Source organism: Anaerotruncus sp. DFI.9.16, from assembly GCF_024461615.1.
Classification (GTDB): domain Bacteria; phylum Bacillota; class Clostridia; order Oscillospirales; family Ruminococcaceae; genus Anaerotruncus; species Anaerotruncus massiliensis.
The window spans coordinates 1-18,835 of record NZ_JANFZX010000054.1 but is presented as its reverse complement, the minus strand read 5'-3'; the positions used below and the strand labels follow the sequence as shown (position 1 = coordinate 18,835).

The window sequence follows — 18,835 nt, the reverse complement described above, 5'->3', positions numbered from 1 at the left end:
CGCCGACTTCTTGGGCGCGCAAGAAGTCGGCCCGCCTGCCGGGGCGGGACCCGGCAATCCCCGCCGCCGAAGGCGGCTCATTCAGAGCGCCTCTACGAGGCGCGAAAAAGCCCTCCGGCCCTCGGGCGGAAAACCCAAGAAAGCCCAGGCCGGGGCGGGACCGGCAATCCCCATCTGCGCCGCTCCCTGAGCGGCAAAAAAGGAGAAGATCATGCCACAGGTATCCCTGATCAAAACGGAAAGCTACGACCCTGCGGAGGTGGAGCGGGCGGTTGCCCGCCACTTTGAGCTGCTCGGAGTGGAGGCGTTTTCGCCTGACGCGCGGGTGACGGTCAAGCCGAACCTGATTATGCGCTGCCCGCCTGAACGCACCGCCACGACCCATCCGGCGGTGATCGAGGCGGTCGTCCGCCAGCTTCAGGCGCGCGGGGCGCGGCGGATCACGATCGCGGACAGCCCGGGCGGGCTCTACACCCCGCAGATCCTCTCCGCCGCCTATGAGGCGACGGGGATGGCGGCGGTGGCCGGACGCACGGGCGCATCGCTCAACCTGTCGGCGGGCTCACGGAACGTGCATGTCGCGGAGGGGGCCCTCTGCCGCGACTTCGACGTCATCGACCCGGTCGCGGACGCGGATTTCGTGGTCAACTGCTGCAAGCTCAAGACCCACTGCATGACCACCCTCTCCTGCGGGGTCAAGAACCTTTTCGGCTGTGTGCCGGGACTTTTGAAGCCCCAGCTCCACTACCGTTTCCCGGACGGGGAGCAGTTCGCGCGGATGCTCGTCGACCTCTCGGTGCTCGTGAAGCCGGGCCTGACCGTCGCCGACGCGGTCGACGCGATGGAGGGGGACGGCCCCACCGGCGGCAGGCGTCGGCATGTGGGACTGACCGCCGCCGCGAAATACGACGGCCTCTACGCGCTCGACCTCATATTGGCGGGGCTGATCGGGCTCGGCCCCGACCGGGTGCCCATGCTCGCGGAAGCGGTGCGGCGCGGCCTCTGCCCGGACGGCGTCTCCGGCGTGGAACTGCTCGGGGACCCGCTGCCGCCGGTGATCGAAGATTTCCTCATGCCCGCGAGCAAAAAGCTCAATTTCAGCGGGAGCCTGCCGGGGCCGCTTGCAAAGGCGGTCGACTGGCTGGAGCCGCGCCTCGCCCCGCGTCCGAAGGTGCGGGAACGGGACTGCGTCGGCTGCGGCAGGTGCGCCGAGAGCTGCCCGGCAAAGACGATCACGGTGACGGGCGGCAAGGCGAAGATCGACTACGCAAAATGCATCCGCTGCTTCTGCTGCCATGAGATGTGCCCGGTCAGGGCGATCGATATCCGGTCGGTGCCCGTCTTCCGGTTTTTGAGCAAGGGCCGCTGAAGGGGTTCCCAAAAAGAGAAAGAGTGTGTTACAATAGAAAAAACGGCAGGTGATGGCGATGAAGAAAACGGTGATTGTCGACGCGCCCGGCAAGGTGAACCTTACCTTGGACGTCACGGGAAAACGCCCCGACGGCTATCACACAATCGATACGATCATGCAGGCGGTCGACCTGTGCGATACGGTGACGATCTCCCGCATGTCCGGGAAGGGCATCTACATATCCTGCGACCGGCAGATGATTCCCTGCGACGAGACGAACTACGCCCACATCGCGGCACGGAAGTTTTTCGAGCGGTTCGGCCAGCCGGACACGGCCATCTCGATCGATATTCAAAAGCGGATTCCGGTGCAGGCGGGCCTCGCGGGGGGCAGCGCGGACGCGGCCGGGGTGCTCGTGGGGCTCAACGCCCTCTTCGGGACGGGCGCGGACCGCGGGACCCTCTGTGAAATCGGTGTGCAGGTGGGCGCGGACGTGCCCTTCTGCATCGTGGGCGGCACCCGGCGCGCGCGGGGGATCGGCAACGAGTTCACCCCGCTGCCGCCCCTGCCCGCCTGCCATATCCTCATTGCCAAGCCCGGCCCGGGGATGTCCACCCCCGAGAGCTACCGCCGCTACGACGAGCGCGGCGTGAAGCGCCGCCCCGATATGGCCGCGCTGCTCCGCCAGCTCGAGGCGGGGGAGCTCAGGGCGTTTGCCCAGGGGATGGTCAACGTCCTCGAAGAGGTCGCCGACCTGCCCGAGATCCCCTTCCTGCGGGAGCGGATGTGCGAGGCGGGCGCGCTCGGCGCGCTGATGAGCGGGAGCGGCTCGGCGGTGTTCGGCATCTTCGAGGACCGCGGTCCCGCCAAGCACTGCATGCGCCGGCTCTATTCCCACGCGGAAGCGGTTTTCCTCTCCCGCGCGGTCACCTACGGGGCGGTCGTCCTCGATTTGTTGGACCGGGAGTCCTGAAGCCGAAAAGCCGCCTGACAAGGCGGCTTTTTTCGCGGGAAAACGGTTTGCGGCGTTTTAGAGGGCTCGGGCGCGCCGGGATGCGGCCGGTTTTGTGCGCAAAATTTCATCGGAATTTCAGCGTTTCTTCACACCGCGCCGAAAAAAGGCACACACAGGCGCGGTATGCTCTTCATGCCGGCAGGGAAAGCCGCCGGCTTTTCAGAGGTTTTCCTCCGCTGCGCGCGTGCGCAGTAAAATCAGTTTTTTCCAATCCCTCCAGCGAAAGGGCCGCCGCGAACCGGCGGCCCTTTCGCTGTCACGCCGGAAAAATGTGTGGGAAATTTCACGGCGATTTCAGGGAAAAAACACAGTGGTTACAAACCGGTAACACAAACGGGACGTACAATCTTTCCAGTGGATGCGGATGGACGCGTCCCGATCAAAACCGATTTTTTAAGGAGGACAAACCAACATGAAAAAAGCGCTATCCCTCTTGCTTTCCGCGGTGCTCGTCCTGAGCGCCGCCTCGGTCGCGGCGTTCGCGGCGGACAGCTTCTCCCTCGAGAAAGCCTATGATTCCGACGGCTGCTATTCCGAGGACGTCGGAGAAAGCGGCAACGGCGACATCACCGTCAGCGGCTCCTTCGCGATCGACGGTACGCTGGCGGTCTCGATCCCCGACCGCGTGGCCCCCGGCTCCACCTTCTATATCCCGCTCTTTGAGGACCCGACCGACAATGTGGGCGGCGTCGTGTACGAGGATATCACCAACACCGACTATTTCAAATTCAAGCTCGACAAGGACACCAACTCCAAGCTGATCAGCTCAATCACCGTCGTGACCGACAAGCGGCTGGCGGGCAGCGCGCGCACCTCCTACCTGAAGGTCGTGCTCAACGACATGACCGACACCGACGAGATGAAGACGGACGGCACGATCACCTTCAAGGCGAAGGCCGACCTCTCGAGCTACAGCGGCAAGAGCAGCAAGCCCGCCTCCTACGTGGACGACTCGACCGACACCTGGGAGTCGGGCGACACCGTCACGATTGACTACACCTTCTGGGTTAGCAACGAGAAGGCCACAAACGACGACAACCCGGACGTCGGCGACCGCGTCTACATGGACCCCGACGCGAACGACACCAACACCCTGATCTGGGGCGACGACCGCGCGGCCCTCAAATTTGACGCGGACGACGACGCCTCCAAGTTCTACGCGCGCCTGTCCACCTCCAACATGAGCGACGTCTACGCCGAGTACGGCGACCCCGTCGACGCCGACCTGTGGTTCTACAACTTTGTCGGCAGCCCGACCGTCCCGGCGACCTCCAAGGCGACCCTGACGCTGGGCATCCCGTGGGATGACGACGACGATTACACCCCCGATCCGGAGAGCTGCTACATCTACACGCTGGATTCCGACGGCTACCTGACCGACGTGACCGCCTCCTTCACCTACTCGGAGGACGATCAGGAGATCCCGGGCTGGTCGATCCGCACCCGCCAGCTGGGCACCTACATCGTCTCGGACACCGAGCTCGACGTCTATGCCTCTGACGACGGGGACATTGAAGACGTGGAAGACGACGCCACCGCCGACTCCACCGTCAGCGACGGCAAGGACATCCCGAACACCGGCTCGAGCGACATGGTGAACGTCGCGGTGCTGGCCGCCGTCCTGTCCCTCTCCGCCGCGGGCGCGGTCGCCTTCCGCAAGGCCGCGAAATAAAATTTGACAACCCCCTAACATCTCTCTCATCATCCTGAAAAGGGCCGCCGGAAAACCGGCGGCCCTTTTCCCCGCGCGGCGCAAAAACGCCCCGCTAAAAGGCGGGACGTTTTGATATCCGGGCGGGGATTGCCTGCCTGTCAGTTTTTGAGGCTCTGGAGCGGCGCGGGGATGCGCCCGCCGCGGTTGATGAAGCGTGCGGGGGAGAAGGTGTTGACCTTCATGATCGGCCCGCTGCCGAAAAGCCCGCCGAATTCGAGCTCCTCGCCGGCCTTGCGGCCGACGGCGGGGATGACGCGCACGGCGGTGGTCTTGGAGTTGACCATGCCGATGGCGGCCTCGTCTGCGATGATGGCGGCGATCACCTCGGCGGGGGTGTCGCCGGGGATGGCGATCATGTCGAGGCCGACCGAGCAGACGGCGGTCATCGCCTCGAGCTTTTCGATCGAGAGCGCGCCGCAGCGGGCCGCGTCGATCATGCCGGCGTCCTCCGAGACGGGGATGAACGCGCCCGACAGCCCGCCGACCGACGAGGAGGCCATGACGCCGCCCTTTTTGACCGCGTCGTTTAAGAGAGCGAGGGCGGCGGTGGTGCCGCAGCCGCCGCATTTCTCGATGCCGATCTCCTCGATGATGTGCGCGACCGAATCGCCCACGGCGGGGGTCGGCGCGAGGGAGAGGTCGACGATGCCGAACGGCACGCCGAGCCGGCGGCTCGCTTCGGTGCCGATGAGCTGGCCCATGCGGGTGATTTTGAAGGCGGTCTTTTTGATGAGCTCGGCCACGCCGGTGATGTCGAGGTCGTCGGGGGCGGCGGCCAGCGCGGCGCGCACGACGCCGGGGCCGGAGACGCCCACGTTGATGACGCAGTCGGGCTCGCCCGCGCCGTGGAAGGCGCCCGCCATGAAGGGGTTATCCTCCGGCGCGTTGCAGAAGACGACGAGCTTCGCCGCAGCAAAGCAGTTGTTGTCGGCGGTGATCTCGGCGCAGCGCCGGACCACCCGGCCCATCATCCGCACCGCGTCGAGGTTGATGCCCGTCTTGGTGGAGCCGATGTTGACCGACGAGCAGACGTGGTCGGTGCGCTTGAGCGCCTCGGGGATGGCGTTGATCAGCGCCTCGTCCCCGGCGGCGAAGCCCTTGTGGACGAGGGCGGAAAAACCGCCGATGAAGTTGACCCCCACCTCGCAGGCGGCGCGCTCGAGAGCGAGCGCGTACTGCACCGGGTCGCCGCCGCTCGCGGCCGCGAGCATGGCGATGGGGGTGACGGAGATGCGCTTGTTGATGATGGGGACGCCGTACTCCATCTCGAGCGCCTCGCCCGTTTTGACGAGGTCGCGGGCGCAGCGGGTGATCTTTTGGTAGACCTTCTCACAGGAGCGGGAGAGGTCCCCGTCCGCGCAGTCGAGCAGGGAAATGCCCATCGTGATGGTGCGGATATCCAGGTTCTGGTCCTGGATCATGTGGATCGTCTCAAGGACGTCGCTGGTGTTGATCATAGCAGTGGTTCTCCTTCGTCGATGGCCCCGAAGCGCCTTAAATTCTGTGCATCGAGTTGAAGACGTCCTCGTGCATGACGTGGATCGAAAGGCCGGATTCCTCGCCGAGGCGGTTCATCTGGTAGACAAGCTCGGACATCTCGCAGTTGACCTCGGAGATGTCGATCATCATGATCATGCAGAAGAGGTCCTGCAGGACGGTCTGGGTGACCTCGATGATGTTGGCGTTGGATTCGGCGCATTGGTTGGCGACTTTGGAAAGGATGCCCACATGGTCCTTGCCGATGACGGTTAAAACAGCACGCATATCGTCGTACCTCCCAAAAATCTCCCGGGCGTGCCCGGAGCTTTTAAACGATAAGATAGTATAGCACAGAATTTACAAAAATGCTATACTAATTCGGGCATTTGTGCTATACTATCTTAATTAAAATGTTTTTACGATCATCCGGCCCGGGGAAGGGCCGCGACGGAAGCGAGGGGGTTTCATGTTCATCAATCTATTCGACAGCCATACCCATTCGGACAACTCGAACGACGGCCACCACTCGATCATGTTTATGTGCGAAAAGGCGGTGGAAAAGGATATTTCCGGCATCTGCGTCACCGACCACTGCGAGCTGCGCACCTGGGCGCAGGAAAAGTACGAGCTGCGCATCCGGCAGTCGGTGTTCGAGGCGGCCAAGGCGCGCCGGGTCTTCAACGGCAAGCTGGCCGTCATGGCGGGCGTCGAGCTGGGCGATGTGCTCTATGACCCGGCGCTGACCGACAAGGTGCTCGCCTCCTTCAAGTTCGACATGGTGATGGTCTCCCAGCACAACACGGTGCAGGGGGAGGACATCTACTACTGCGACTTCGGCGACTGGAGCCCCCGGGACATCGACCGTTACCTCGAGTGGTACTTCCGCTACCTGCTCGACGTGGCGAAGCTCGACAAGTTCGACGTGCTCGGGCACCTGACCTACCCGGTGCGCTACCTTACCGGCGAGCACAAGATCCCGGTCAACCTCTCCCGGTACGACGACATCATCGACGCGATTTTGAAGACGACCGCGCGCAACGGCCGCGCCATCGAGATCAACACCTCCGGCCTCTGGCAGAAGCTCGGGGACACGATGCCGCCGCTCAAGTACGTCAAGCGCTACCGCGAGCTGGGCGGCGAATACATCACCCTCGGCTCCGACGCGCACGCGGCGGACCGGATCGGCGACGGGATCGCCGCAGGCATGCAAATGCTGATCGACACGGGCTTTACGGCCTTCACATTTTATAAGGAGCGCCAGCCGCTTCCCTTTAAAATCATCTGACAAAGGAGTTGGGTACCATGCTGGACACCGAAAAATTGCTGAAACTGATCGCGGAGGACGCGAAGCTGACCAACGCGCAGCTGGCGGCGATGCTGGGCGCGCGGGAAGAGGAGGTCGCGTCCGCGGTCGCCTCGCTCGAAAAGGAAGGCATCATCAAGGGCTACAAGGCGCTGATCGACTGGGACAAGACCGACCGCAACCTCGTGTCCGCGCGCATCGAGATCAAGGTGATCCCCAAGGGCAGCATGGGCTTTGAGGAGATCGCCTACACGATCTCCCAGTTCCGCGAGGTGGAGACCTGCTACCTGATGAGCGGCGGCTACGACCTGGCGCTCACGATCAGCGGCAAGACCTTCAAGGACATCGCCCTCTTCGTGGCGCACCGGCTCGCGCCGCTCGAACCCGTCCAGTCGACGAGCACCCACTTTGTGCTGAAAAAGTATAAGGAGCGCGGGCTGCTCATGGTCGACGATGTCAAGGACGAGAGGGAGGTAACCTCCCTGTGATGGACTACGACAAAATCCTGTCCCGCCGCGCCGTCGCGCTGAAGCCGTCGGGCATCCGCCGCTTTTTCGACATCGCGGCCGAGATGGACGACGTGATCTCGCTGGGCGTGGGGGAACCGGACTTCAAGACCCCCTGGAGCATCCGGCGCGCGGGCATTGAGAGCCTCGAGCGCGGACACACCTGGTACACCGCGAATTCCGGACTCGCGCCCCTCAAAAAGGAGATCGCCGGCTACCTGCGCCGCCGCTTCACCCTCGAGTACGACGCGAAGACGGAGGTGCTCGTCACGGTGGGCGGCTCGGAGGCGATCGACCTTGCCATCCGCACGCTGGTGAACCCGGGCGACGAGGTGCTCGTGGTGGAGCCCTCCTTCGTCTGCTACACCCCGATCACCGCGCTGACCGACGGCGTTCCGGTGCCGATCGCCACAAAGCCGGAGGACGGCTTCCGCCTGACGCCCGAGGCGCTGCGCGCCGCGATCACGCCGAAAACCAAGCTGCTCGTGCTGCCCTTCCCCAACAACCCCACGGGCGGGATCATGCGGCGGGAGCATCTGGAGGCGGTCGCCGAGGTGCTGCGCGGCACCGACATCATGGTGCTGTCCGACGAAATCTATGCCGAGCTCACCTACGGCGGCGAACGCCACGTGTCGTTCGCGGAGATCGACGGGATGAAGGAGCGCACGGTCATCGTCAACGGCTTTTCCAAGAGCTACGCGATGACCGGCTGGCGGCTCGGCTACGCGGTGGGCCCGGCCCCCGTGATCGCCCAGATGACCAAGGTGCACCAGTTCGCGATCATGTGCGCGCCCACGACGAGCCAGTACGCCGCCGTTGAGGCGCTCAAAAACTGCGACGGCGACATCGAGGAGATGCGCGATTCCTACGACATGCGCCGCCGCCTGCTGGTGGACGGGCTCAACCGGATGGGCCTGCGCTGCTTTGAGCCGGAGGGCGCGTTCTACGTCTTCCCGAGCATCCGGGAGACCGGCATGGCAAGCGGCGAATTCTGCGAAAAGCTGCTGGCCGCCGAGCATGTGGCGGTCATCCCCGGCGACGCGTTCGGCGAAAGCGGGGAGGGCTTCGTGCGCATTTCCTACTCCTATTCGGTCAATCATTTACTGGAGGCGCTCAAACGGATCGAGCGGTTCCTCAAAACCCTGTAACCCAACCACATCTTCCGCCCGCTATGGAGCGGGCGGAAGTTTCTTTTTGAAATTGGAGCGTGAGGACCATGCCGTTGGACGGCGTCTTTTTAAGCCAGCTCAAGCGGGAGATCGAGGACCGGATCGTCGGCGGACGGGTGGACAAGATCCACCAGCCCGCGCGCGAGACGATCGTCATCGCCATGCGCGCGCAGGCGGGCAACCACAAGCTGCTCGTCTCCGCGTCGGCCTCCAACCCGCGGCTGCATTTTACCACCCTGCCGCAGGACAACCCCAAATCCCCGCCGATGTTCTGCATGCTGATGCGCAAGCACCTGACCGGCGCGAAGCTCGTCAGCATCACCCAGGCGGGGCTCGACCGCGTGCTGCACCTGCATTTTGAAACGGCGAACGAGCTGGGCGACCGGGTCGTTTTGACGCTTGCCGTCGAAATCATGGGGCGGCACAGCAACATCATCCTCGTCGGGCCCGACGGGCGCGTCGTCGACGCGATCAAGCGGGTGAGCGACGAGATGAGCAGCGTGCGCCCGGTGCTGCCCGGCATGGCGTATACCCATGTGCCGGCACAGGACCGGCTGAACATCTACACGGCGGCCCCGTCCGAAATCGTCGCGCGGCTGCGCGCGGGGAAGGACGCCGAGCTCTCCAAGGCGCTGCTCGGCGCGCTCGAAGGGATGAGCCCGCTCGTCTGCCGCGAGATCGCCCACAACGCGGCGCGCGGGGAGGAGACGCTCGTCTCCCAGTTGGACGGCGAACGGGAGACGCGGCTTAAATTCTACCTCGCCCAGCTCTCCGACCGGCTGAATTCCGGCGGCGCGCGCCCGACAATGCTCGTCGACGGCACGGGAAAGCCCAAGGACTTCTCCTACCTCGACCTGAACCAGTACGGGCACGCCCTCGTCTGCCGGGAATACGACAGCTACAGCGCGTTGCTCGACAGCTTTTACAGCGAGCGGGACCGCATCGACCGGATGCATCAGCGGGGCGCGGACCTCCTGAAGCTGCTGGTCAACCTCAGCGACCGGACGGCGCGCAAGCTGGCCGCCCAGCGGGAGGAGCTGCGGGCGTCGACCGAGCGGGAGACGCTGAAAATCTACGGCGACCTCATCAACTCAAACCTCTACGCGCTCGAAAAGGGGACGCCCTTCGCGGAGCTGGAAAACTATTACGAGGAGGGCGCGCCGAAGGTCAGGATTCCGCTTGACCCGATGCTGACCCCGAGCCAGAACGCCCAGCGTTACTACGCGCGCTACCGCAAGGCGGACACCGCCGAAAAGAAGCTGCGCGCGCTGATCGCGCAGGGGGAGGCGGAGCTCGGCTATTTCGACACGGTGTTCGACGAACTGGCGCGCGCCTCGCTCGAAAGCGAGCTGAACGCCATCCGCGACGAGCTGGCCGGGCAGGGCTATATCCGCCGCGCCCCCAGACGCGGCATGAAGGAGGAGAAGCTCCCGCCGCTCAAATACCGTTCGGACGACGGGTTCACCATCCTCTGCGGGCGCAACAACCTGCAAAACGACCGGCTCACCCTGAAGGACAGCCGCAACGGCGACCTCTGGCTGCACACCCAGAAGATCCCCGGCTCCCATGTGGTGGTCGTGACGGAGGGGAAAACGCCTCCCGACCGCACGATTGAACAGGCGGCGGTCATCGCGGCCTGCAATTCCAAGGCGCGGGAATCGGGCAAGGTGGCGGTCGACTACACCGAAATCCGCAACGTGCGCAAGCACCCGGCGGGCAAGCCGGGACTCGTGCTCTACGAGCCCTACCAGACCGCCGTGGTCGCGCCCGACCTCGAGCTGGCGGCGCGGCTTTTGCAGGGCCGGTAAAAGACGACAAAAAACGGACAGGCGGCTGCCTGTCCGTTTTTCATACCCAAAAGGGGAAACTTACTTCATGGAGTTCTCGTACGCTTCGATCATCTTTTTGACCATCTGGCCGCCGACAGAACCGGCTTCACGGGAGGTCAGGTCGCCGTTGTAGCCCTGCTTGAGGTTGACGCCGACTTCGCGGGCAGCTTCCATCTTAAACTTATCGAGGGCTTCACGAGCCTGCGGGACAACAGGATTGTTGGAAGAATTGTTAGACATGTTAAAATACACTCCTTAAATTTTTCTGAAGAATGTTTCGCGTTTGCAGTAATAGTATGAGCGCGTACGGAATGATTATAACTGCCAAATCCTGCGCGGCAATCCAGATTCCGCCGCTTTTTGCAGGAGGCGCGCCCCGGCCTGGGCCGCGGCCTTGCTCGCATATCCGCCCCCTGGGGCGGATATGCAAAAACAGACGCCATGCGTCTGTTTTTAAGGCCGCGGGCCGGGCGGAATGCGCCAGAGGGGCGCGGCGGCCAGCGGATTCTGCTTTCCCATGAGGCAGAAGATCGCGGCGGCGGCCAGCAGCTCGAACGGTTCGAGCTTTCCCGAGAAGGAGACGGGCAGTTCAAAGGGCTCCACCGGGGTCCCGTCGAAGGCGGTGAGCTGGCGCTGGAGGGAGATCACCGCGCTGTCCACCGTGAAGGAGGAGAGGGTGAGGGTGTCGGAGGTGCCGAGCCCGCAGGTGACGGCGGGGAGCCTGCGTCCGGCCACGGCGGAAAGCACCGCGGGGTCGGCGCTGTCGATGATCGCGACGGCGTTTTTACAGGAGAACTCCCGCGGCAGCTCGCCCTTCCTGCGGACGATGAACGCGGCGTTTTCACACGCGATCTGGTAAAAGGCCCGCTGGGAGAGAAAGACGATATCGGGGCCGTCCCCTGAGAACGCGGCCCTGTCGGTATCCGCGCAGAGCATCGAAAGCGCGCCGCCTGTGCGCAGCAGCTCCCGCAGACGCCTGCCGGGGTCGCCCGCAGTGACGACCACCATCGGCACCACCCGCCAATCCACAAAATTTTGTATTCTGCGGATAGTTTCCCCTCGGGGGAAAAGAAAATCCCCCGCCGAGCGGGGGATTTAAAAAAACTTTACGGGGTTACGCCTCTTCGATCATCCGGACAAGCGCCTGTTTGGACTGGAGGCCGACCATGCGGGCCGCCTCCTCGCCGTTTTTGAAGAGGATGACGGTGGGGATGGACATGACGCCGTAGCGGGCCGCGAGATCGGGCTCCTCGTCGATATCCACCTTGCCGATGACGGCCTTGCCGTCCATCTCTTCTCCGAGCTGTTCGATAATGGGGCCGAGCATCTTGCAGGGACCGCACCACGGCGCCCAAAAATCAACCAGCACGGGTCCGGCGGCGCCGAGCGCTTCGGTATCGAAGGTATCCTTTGAAAAATGAACCACAGACATCTATAAAGCCTCCCAGATTGTTTTCTTATCCCTATTATACACGGATCAAAATTCTCATCAAGTCTTTTGCGGACATTTTCCCCACGGGACGGTGTTTTTTGAAAATGTCCTTCCGTCGTATCTTTCCCAATCCGTTCCCCGCCATGCACCAACATTTTTCCAAAAATATCGGCAGAGGACTTGACTTTTTCGAGATGTGCGATATAATATAAGTCGTGACTTGTGCATATTGCCCGATTGTGTAAAGGTAGCACGACAGACTCTGACTCTGTTTGTCTGGGTTCGAATCCTAGTCGGGCAGCCATCGAGGTGTGGCTCAGTTTGGTAGAGCGCTGCGTTCGGGACGCAGAGGCCGCAAGTTCAAGTCTTGTCACCTCGACCATCAAAAGACCGCTGACTTTTGTCGGCGGTCTTTTGCTATGTTTGTAACAATGTGAGATTGAAGCTACGATTCTAACTGTAAATATGATTACACCCGAATGCAAGATCGAGTGTTAAGACTTACTGGATTTGTATAGCATTTTTCTTATAATGTGCTACAATATAAAAAAGGGGGATATGTATGGAATTAAAGGATTGGTTGTTGTTGTTGATTCCTATTTTTTTTAACGGTCTCATAATATATTTAGTACAGGCAACTTTTCAGAAAAAAATCAAACGAGATGAGCATAAAGATGAAGTCAAAAGAAAGATAAGCAATGAATTCTTTTCGCTGCTGCTTAACTCGAAAGAAACTTTTAGAAGCTTAGGGCACTATTTGGAAGCAAATCAAAATAGTCCCGATCAATTTGGCGTGTATCTCGGAAATTTCAATCTAAGCATTCGAAGACTTTTAGATTATTATGGTGACTACAAACTATATTTAAAAGATTTTTCTTTGACGGTAGATACTTTAAATACCACGTTTGAGGAATACATAAGCTATATGCTTCCCTATCAACATCAACAGATAGCTGATGACATAAGAATAAAATTACAGGAATATATCAATAAACTTTTCAAATTGATATGTAACGCGTCAGATCAATATTTAAAAAACATATAACTTGATGACTCGTTTTTGCGAAAATGCAGCTTGCTAATTGCCTGTAAATTATTGATATGACAGGGTTTCTCCAAGTCCTATAATTACACTCCGACCATCAAAAGACCGCCGACTTTTGTCGGCGGTCTTTTTTGATTTGTACGGGATGCTGTGGACACCGTCCACAGATAAGAGACACAGAATGGAACAGCGGACCGCCCGCGTGCGTGGCCAGGACTCCTTTGCCATAGGGCCATCGACTCAAGTCTGAGCCGATGGCCTTTTTTATTAAAAAGTAAGCGGCACGAAGCAGGTTTGCTTCCGGCCGCTTTTTTGTTTATCGCTGGTCCATAAGCCTAAATCCTGAAAATTGTCAAGACGAAATTTAGCACGCTAGACCGGATAATTGGACGGGCGAACTGATACAATGTAAGCATACAGAACGTATGTTCCCTAAAAAGGCAAACTTTTAAGAAGAGGCGGCTTAGGAGGGGGTGAAGAGAAAAAAGCAATTTCAGGGTGGGATGGCGGGTTTCTATAAACAATACAGCATAAAGGGAGGAAATTTCATGCCAAGCACAAACAAACTGCCAAATTCGGATTTAAACCAGTGGGTGGCAAGCGATCGGCCGGTGATGGAGGATTTTAACCGCGACAACGAGATCATCGACGGGCTTGTGGGACACCTCAAAAAGACGCCCTATGTCGGTACGGACGGCTATTGGTATGTGTGGGACACCGACGTCGCCGAGTATGTCAAGAGTGAAACCAAGGCGCGCGGTGAAATCGGCCCGCAGGGCCTGAAGGGAGAACAAGGACCGCAGGGCCCGAAAGGCGATACCGGCGAAAAAGGAGACACCGGCGCGGGGTTCCGGGTGCTGGGGCTCTTTGAGTCGGCGGCGGCGCTTACCGAAGCGCACCCGAGCGGTACGGCGGGCGACGCCTATGCCGTTGGGACCGCGGCGGGCAACCGCATCTATATCTGGTCTGACGAAAACGTGTGGAAGGACATCGGCGTATTGCAGGGTCCGCAGGGCTTGCAGGGCGAACAGGGCCCGCAGGGTGTTCCCGGACCTCAGGGTGCGATCGGTCCGACTGGTGAACCGGGGCCGAAAGGGGAACAAGGCGTTCAGGGGCCGACTGGACCGAAGGGCCCCAAAGGGGACCCCGCCGCAATCAATGGGAAAACGCCTGATGCGGGCGGTGCGATTTTCCTGACGGCGGATGACATCCCGGAGACCGATGGGCGCAAGTTCGTGAGTCCGGAGGAAAAGTCCGGCTGGAATGGGAAAGCGTCCCCGGCGAGGAACGTCACAGCGACGCTGACGGCGGCGGGCTGGATGGGCGACGCGGCCCCCTATACGCAGGCATTGGCTGTCGCGGAGATCGTGGGAGCGGAGACGCCGGGGACCATCGGGCTTGCGGCGGCCACGACCGCCGAGCAGTATGACGCGGCAGCGGCAGGAAAGCTGCTGCTCACGGCGCAGACCGCCGGACAGGTCACGGTATCCGCACTGGGCGAAAAACCGGGCATGGATATCCCGGTGCTCATTACGATTGTGGGGTGACAGAATGTTGAACACAGCATTCCCATGTGACAGCGGCGGCGGGAGTAACCCGCTGAAACTACCGGAATTCGAGTATACCGGCCAGAACCAGACGGTCCTCGAGGAGGGCGTCGGCTGGAAAATCAAGTTTTTAACGAGCGGCACCTTTACATTGATTTCTCCCGACGCGCTCAACATCGACGTGTTTCTTGTCGGTGGTGGTGGCGGTGGGGGCAGTTGGAGCTCGTGGAGTTACAAGACAACGCATGACTTTTATTCTGGTGGTGGAGGCGGTGGTGGGTATACCTCCACACAGGCTTTGGTTGTGCAATCGGGCATAGGATACCAGATTGTCATTGGCGCGGGGGGAGTAGGGCAAACAACAGTAGATCGTAGCTTATCCGCCAATGGGACGGACGGAGGGAGCACATCCGCCTTCGGATTTGCAGCGGCCGGTGGGAAAGCCGGAAATGGAGAGAATTTAAATGGAGCTGCTGGGGCTGGTGGAAATAATGGTGGAAAGGCCGGACGTTATCGTTCATCTGGAGAAAGGGTTTATCCTACCGGCGGAGGGTCTGACGGTAGCGGGCAAGGCACGACCACCCGTGAATTCAGCGATCTGAGCGGCGAAGATTACGCGGGCGGTGGTGGCGGCGGTGGCATAAGCGCCGATGGATTCAGTGCAAGTATGGATGGCGGCTCCGGCGGAGCAAATGGTGGGGGGCCCGGATTGAACGACTCTTCGAGTACAACAATTGGAGGGAAAACGCCTCTTCTCGGGAATACACGTCAAGGCGGCGGCGGTGGTAATTATGGCGGTGGAGGCGGAGGCGCAGCCAGCGAAGGCGGCGCTGATGCCGGCGGTACAGGCGGACAAGGCATCTGTATCATCCGAAATCACAGAGAGGAGAAAACAGTATGAATTACGCAATCATCCAAAACGGCGTGGTGGTGAACATGATCGTCATCGCGCCCTACAACACATCCGATTTCCCGGACGCGGTGCCGGTAGGGGACAAGCCGGTCGGCATCGGGGACGAGTACCGGGACGGGAAGTTCTGGCGGGACGGCGCGGAGGTTTTGTCCCCAACTGAGCTCTCCACGGTAAAAACACAAGGAATTTTGAAACGTATCTTCAGGAGGTAATCAAGTATGCTGACAAGTTGCTTTTTGTCCGGAGGAGGTTCACCCTCCTCCGGAGGGTGGATCGAAGTGCCGCAGTTTACATACACCGGTCAGTCAGAGACCATCGTCGAAGAGGGCATCGGCTGGAAAATCCGGTTTCTGACCTCGGGCACTTTCACGCTGCTTTCCCCGGACCGCATGATGATCGACGCCTTTCTCGTCGGCGGCGGTGGCGGCGGGGCTAAGAGTTCCACCACAACCGGAGAAGGACCTGGCGGTGGTGGCGGAGGCGGCTTAACCGGAACCTACTTTGTTCAGGTCGAAAAAGATGTCCCGTATGAAATCGCAATTGGTGCAGGGGGAGAAACCGGGATAAATGGCGGCGTTACCCATGCTTTTGATTTTTACATCGAGGGAGGCTTCGGTTCTCATAATTATATTGGTGGTGATGGCGGAAACAACGGCGGGAACGGATCGGCAAACTCTGGATATTCTGGCAAAGACGGCGCTTCTGACGGTAACCCTGGTCAAGGTACGACAACCCGTGAGTTCGGCGAGCCTGACGGTGAGGACTACGCTGGCGGCGGAGGAGGTGGAGGATACCACGCCAATAACGGTTCGGGCAATCAAAAAGGAGGTGCTGGTGGTGCATCTGGTGGTATAGGGGGAGATGCGTCCAATCGTTACAGCGTTGGACGCCCCGGGTCAAATATTGACGGGAAAGGCGGAAAAGGCGGGGGTGCAGTATCTAACTATGCTGGCGGAGGCGGCGGAGGTGGAAACTATGGCGGAGGCGGCGGGGGCGCTGGTTTGGCTTATCCGGGGGGCTTTGGCAAAACCGCTTCCGGCGGTGCTGGCGGTCAAGGCATCGTCATCATCCGCAACCATCGTGCGAAACAGGCAACTTTATCGGATTGAAACGAAAAGGAGAATAAAATGGCAAGTACAAATAAATTCCCGAACACCGGTCTAAACCAGTGGGTCGAGACAGACAAACCCGATATGGCCGACTTTAATCGCGATAACCAGCTGCTGGACGCGATGGTGGGCCATCTGACCAGGACGCCTTACATCGGTGCGGACGGCTACTGGTATATCTGGGATCAGGAGCTGAAGGATTACTCCAGATCCAACCAGCGGGCGCAGGGAGAAACCGGCCCACAGGGGATCAGGGGGCCCGCCGGTCCGGAAGGCCTACAGGGGGAACCGGGCGCGGGGCTGAAGATCCTCGGGCTGTTTGCTACCGTGGAAGCGCTTTCACAGGCCCACGGCACAGGCGGCAGCGGTGAAGCATATGCGGTGGGGACTGCCATGGAGAATGAGATCTATATCTGGTCCACGGATCAGAATGCGTGGGTAAGCGTGGGGGCATTGCAGGGACCGCAGGGTCCACAGGGCGAAGCCGGTCCGCAGGGACCGGAAGGCAAAGCGGGCCCTCAGGGAGTTAAAGGCCCGGTCGGACCTGCGGGCCCGCGAGGAGAAACAGGACCGCGCGGTGAAGCGGGCCCCCAGGGACCGAAAGGCGAACCGGGCGCATCTCGGATCGTTACGGTGACGCTCGGCGTGGCGGACTGGACGGAAGATCCGGATCAGGGCTGGTGGACACAGCCCGTTTCCGACAGCCGGATCGTTGACGGGACCGTCTTGGAAATGACTTTCCCGGCGGCATATCTGAGCCAGCTCGAAGCAGATGGAAGCGTGATCATTCTGCGCAACAAGAACGGCGCAGCAACCGCATATGCGTTAAAGGCTGCGCCCACAGCGGACCTTGTTGCACAGATTGAAATCAGAAAGGTGGATATGTAAATGGATACTTGGAGCAATTTTGTTGGAAGCCGGGGAGGAAGCGGCGTAGGACATATGATGCAGCAGGTGAAACTTCCGCGCAGTACGCTGAGCGGGCGGTCCTCCAGTTTTATGCAGGAACTGACCATGAACCTGACGGGATGGACCAGCTACGGCTACAATATGTCGCTGACTTGGGGTGATACCGTATATGTTCAGGTGAAGAACGCGCTGTTAACGTATCATCGTAGCACCAAAACGCAAGGGGACAACATTCGTATGATGGGAAACTACGACGAAAACACTCGCTTTGTACAGATCATTGTCGATAAGAGAGCCTTCCTGCTATCCGGATACACACTCTTCTTCAGCGTGTTGGATTTGGAGTCCGGGCAGGTCACTAAATTGAGCGCACCTCCTTATGGATTAAATTATTATTATAATCAAGCGGCGAATATCTTACCTGTCATGCGCTATGACCGCGCTTATAACAAGATTTATGCAGCGATTCCTATTCGGTACTATCCTAACAATACGGCTTTAAATGGCTACGAATTAGCTGTGTATGATGTGGCCTCCAATACTTGGACATTGCTCAATCGAAACCCGGATTTCTGCAAAGCATCAAATAATTCGGGGAAAGGCTGTTTAATCGACTTTAACGAGGATACAGTCAAATTTGTCAGCAATATGGGACGTTCTTCCGGAGCGCCTTGGAGCTTTACCACCCCCAGAAACGCGTCCCCCAGCGGAGGGGTTTTTAATACAACAGAAACGATCTATACGCAATTGCGCGGAAACACGGACGGCCATGGCTCCAGCGCAACAATCGTGCAGACGGATGATAAAGTATTCGGCCTGCAGGGGAGCAAGCTCTTTACCTTCGATCTGTTCACGGGAGAGACCAGCGATGAGAGCCTGTTTGGAGCGGTCCCGGTTTCCAACAGCGGGAACTATCCGGCCGTGCAGGCCTATGGATGCAACTACTGCGATGGAAAGCTGTGGTACTGCGACGGCCAGCGGCTGTTCTCGTTGGATTACGACTTGACTGTAAAACCGGACGGCCCTCTGGTGTGGAAAATTTTTAAGGGGCAGAAATACAGCGCTCCGGACCCGATCACACTGTATAATCCCGACGGCAGTACTTTGGAGATCACCGCCGGGCAGCAGGAGGCGGCGGCAGACATCGAAATCCATATTGGCGAGTATGACAACAACCAGACGGACAAATATCTGCTGATTGAGAATTGAGGGGAAAAGGATGAATACATACTTTGAGTTTGACGGGACGCAGACGGTAAACGGCGCCGCTCCGGAAACGATCATTCAAGCCTTCGGATGGACAAAGGACAAGCCTCTTTGGTTCATTGAGGTGGACGGAGAAATCCGTTACAACCTGGTCGGCAGCGAAGACGATGTAAAGGCGTTCATCGGGGAAGGCGAAGCTCCGCAGGAATAGGGACAAGTTGACCGGGAGCCGTCCCCATGGGCGGCTCCCCTTGAAAGGAGACAGAATATGAGCCCGCGAAAAACGGACGGATGCACCTGGGAACAAT

General features: G+C 59.9%; 20 protein-coding genes and 2 tRNA genes. 17 read left to right on the top strand and 5 right to left on the bottom strand.

The genetic code is table 11. The features are described 5' to 3' along the window. Window positions 1-211 precede the first annotated feature (211 nt). The 3 genes from NE609_RS14320 (at window position 212) to NE609_RS14310 (ending at window position 4,038) form a co-directional block, all read left to right on the top strand. A complete protein-coding gene (locus NE609_RS14320; RefSeq protein WP_256152890.1) occupies window positions 212-1,369 on the top strand; it encodes a DUF362 domain-containing protein in 1,158 nt (385 codons plus the stop codon). A 58-nt stretch (window positions 1,370-1,427) separates the two neighbouring features. Beyond that, entirely contained in the window at window positions 1,428-2,324 is an 897-nt protein-coding gene (gene ispE, locus NE609_RS14315; protein WP_256152889.1) for a 4-(cytidine 5'-diphospho)-2-C-methyl-D-erythritol kinase, read from the top strand. A 454-nt stretch (window positions 2,325-2,778) separates the two neighbouring features. Next, on the top strand, window positions 2,779-4,038 hold the full coding sequence (locus NE609_RS14310; protein WP_256152888.1) for a hypothetical protein: 1,260 nt from the start codon (window positions 2,779-2,781) through the stop codon (window positions 4,036-4,038). A 140-nt stretch (window positions 4,039-4,178) separates the two neighbouring features. Here the strand turns inward: NE609_RS14310 and NE609_RS14305 are convergent, their stop codons facing one another. Both NE609_RS14305 and NE609_RS14300 read right to left on the bottom strand, forming a co-directional pair. Continuing rightward, entirely contained in the window at window positions 4,179-5,537 is a 1,359-nt protein-coding gene (locus NE609_RS14305; protein WP_256152887.1) for a PFL family protein, read from the bottom strand. Window positions 5,538-5,574: 37 nt separating this feature from the next. Then, a complete protein-coding gene (locus tag NE609_RS14300; RefSeq protein WP_101549482.1) occupies window positions 5,575-5,844 on the bottom strand; it encodes an ACT domain-containing protein in 270 nt (89 codons plus the stop codon). Between the two features lie 181 nt (window positions 5,845-6,025). Here NE609_RS14300 and NE609_RS14295 point away from each other — a divergent pair, with 181 nt between their 5' ends. The 4 genes from NE609_RS14295 (at window position 6,026) to NE609_RS14280 (ending at window position 10,345) form a co-directional block, all read left to right on the top strand. Beyond that, complete coding sequence (locus NE609_RS14295; protein WP_256152886.1) at window positions 6,026-6,844, top strand: histidinol-phosphatase HisJ family protein; 819 nt, start codon at window positions 6,026-6,028, stop codon at window positions 6,842-6,844. 17 nt (window positions 6,845-6,861) lie between these two features. Continuing rightward, on the top strand, window positions 6,862-7,350 hold the full coding sequence (locus NE609_RS14290; protein ID WP_101549487.1) for an Lrp/AsnC family transcriptional regulator: 489 nt from the start codon (window positions 6,862-6,864) through the stop codon (window positions 7,348-7,350). Further along, the gene (locus NE609_RS14285; RefSeq protein ID WP_101549489.1) at window positions 7,350-8,516 is read left to right on the top strand and encodes an aminotransferase class I/II-fold pyridoxal phosphate-dependent enzyme; all 1,167 of its coding nucleotides are present in this window, start codon (window positions 7,350-7,352) and stop codon (window positions 8,514-8,516) included. The genes NE609_RS14290 and NE609_RS14285 overlap by 1 nt, the downstream gene beginning before the upstream one ends. A 68-nt stretch (window positions 8,517-8,584) precedes the next feature. Then, window positions 8,585-10,345, top strand: coding sequence for an NFACT family protein (locus NE609_RS14280; RefSeq protein WP_256152885.1), 1,761 nt, complete (start codon window positions 8,585-8,587; stop codon window positions 10,343-10,345). A 60-nt stretch (window positions 10,346-10,405) separates the two neighbouring features. On the opposite strand, the gene NE609_RS14275 is transcribed toward NE609_RS14280, so the two are convergent. The 3 genes from NE609_RS14275 to trxA form a co-directional block, all read right to left on the bottom strand. Continuing rightward, window positions 10,406-10,606: an alpha/beta-type small acid-soluble spore protein gene (locus NE609_RS14275; protein ID WP_101549493.1), complete on the bottom strand. Its 201-nt coding sequence runs from the start codon at window positions 10,604-10,606 to the stop codon at window positions 10,406-10,408. Between the two features lie 213 nt (window positions 10,607-10,819). Further along, window positions 10,820-11,395, bottom strand: a complete 576-nt coding sequence (locus tag NE609_RS14270; RefSeq protein WP_256152884.1) for a hypothetical protein — start codon at window positions 11,393-11,395, stop codon at window positions 10,820-10,822. An 85-nt stretch (window positions 11,396-11,480) separates the two neighbouring features. Further along, complete coding sequence (gene trxA, locus NE609_RS14265) at window positions 11,481-11,798, bottom strand: thioredoxin (RefSeq protein ID WP_256152883.1); 318 nt, start codon at window positions 11,796-11,798, stop codon at window positions 11,481-11,483. 230 nt (window positions 11,799-12,028) lie between these two features. On the opposite strand from trxA, the gene NE609_RS14260 reads away from it, so the two are divergent. From NE609_RS14260 to NE609_RS14215, 10 genes are all read left to right on the top strand, one after another. Beyond that, window positions 12,029-12,102 (top strand) — tRNA-Gln (locus NE609_RS14260). Between the two features lies 1 nt (window position 12,103). After that, window positions 12,104-12,180: transfer RNA gene (locus tag NE609_RS14255), tRNA-Pro, on the top strand. A 180-nt stretch (window positions 12,181-12,360) separates the two neighbouring features. Further along, window positions 12,361-12,843: a hypothetical protein gene (locus NE609_RS14250; RefSeq protein WP_256152882.1), complete on the top strand. Its 483-nt coding sequence runs from the start codon at window positions 12,361-12,363 to the stop codon at window positions 12,841-12,843. 548 nt (window positions 12,844-13,391) lie between these two features. Beyond that, entirely contained in the window at window positions 13,392-14,390 is a 999-nt protein-coding gene (locus tag NE609_RS14245; RefSeq protein ID WP_256152881.1) for a collagen-like protein, read from the top strand. Window positions 14,391-14,394: 4 nt separating this feature from the next. Continuing rightward, window positions 14,395-15,291, top strand: coding sequence for a glycine-rich domain-containing protein (locus tag NE609_RS14240; protein WP_256152880.1), 897 nt, complete (start codon window positions 14,395-14,397; stop codon window positions 15,289-15,291). Further along, window positions 15,288-15,515 carry a hypothetical protein gene (locus tag NE609_RS14235; protein WP_121587736.1) on the top strand — a complete coding sequence of 76 codons (228 nt, stop codon included), beginning with the start codon at window positions 15,288-15,290 and terminating at the stop codon, window positions 15,513-15,515. Before NE609_RS14240 ends, NE609_RS14235 begins: the two co-directional genes overlap by 4 nt. A gap of 6 nt (window positions 15,516-15,521) precedes the next feature. Then, window positions 15,522-16,412 (top strand): glycine-rich domain-containing protein, encoded by an 891-nt coding sequence (locus NE609_RS14230; RefSeq protein WP_256152879.1) that lies wholly within the window; start codon window positions 15,522-15,524, stop codon window positions 16,410-16,412. 18 nt (window positions 16,413-16,430) lie between these two features. After that, window positions 16,431-17,300 carry a collagen-like protein gene (locus NE609_RS14225; protein ID WP_256152878.1) on the top strand — a complete coding sequence of 290 codons (870 nt, stop codon included), beginning with the start codon at window positions 16,431-16,433 and terminating at the stop codon, window positions 17,298-17,300. Continuing rightward, window positions 17,301-18,530, top strand: a complete 1,230-nt coding sequence (locus tag NE609_RS14220) for a hypothetical protein (RefSeq protein WP_256152877.1) — start codon at window positions 17,301-17,303, stop codon at window positions 18,528-18,530. 10 nt (window positions 18,531-18,540) lie between these two features. Beyond that, window positions 18,541-18,738: a hypothetical protein gene (locus NE609_RS14215; RefSeq protein WP_256152876.1), complete on the top strand. Its 198-nt coding sequence runs from the start codon at window positions 18,541-18,543 to the stop codon at window positions 18,736-18,738. Window positions 18,739-18,835: the final 97 nt, after the last annotated feature.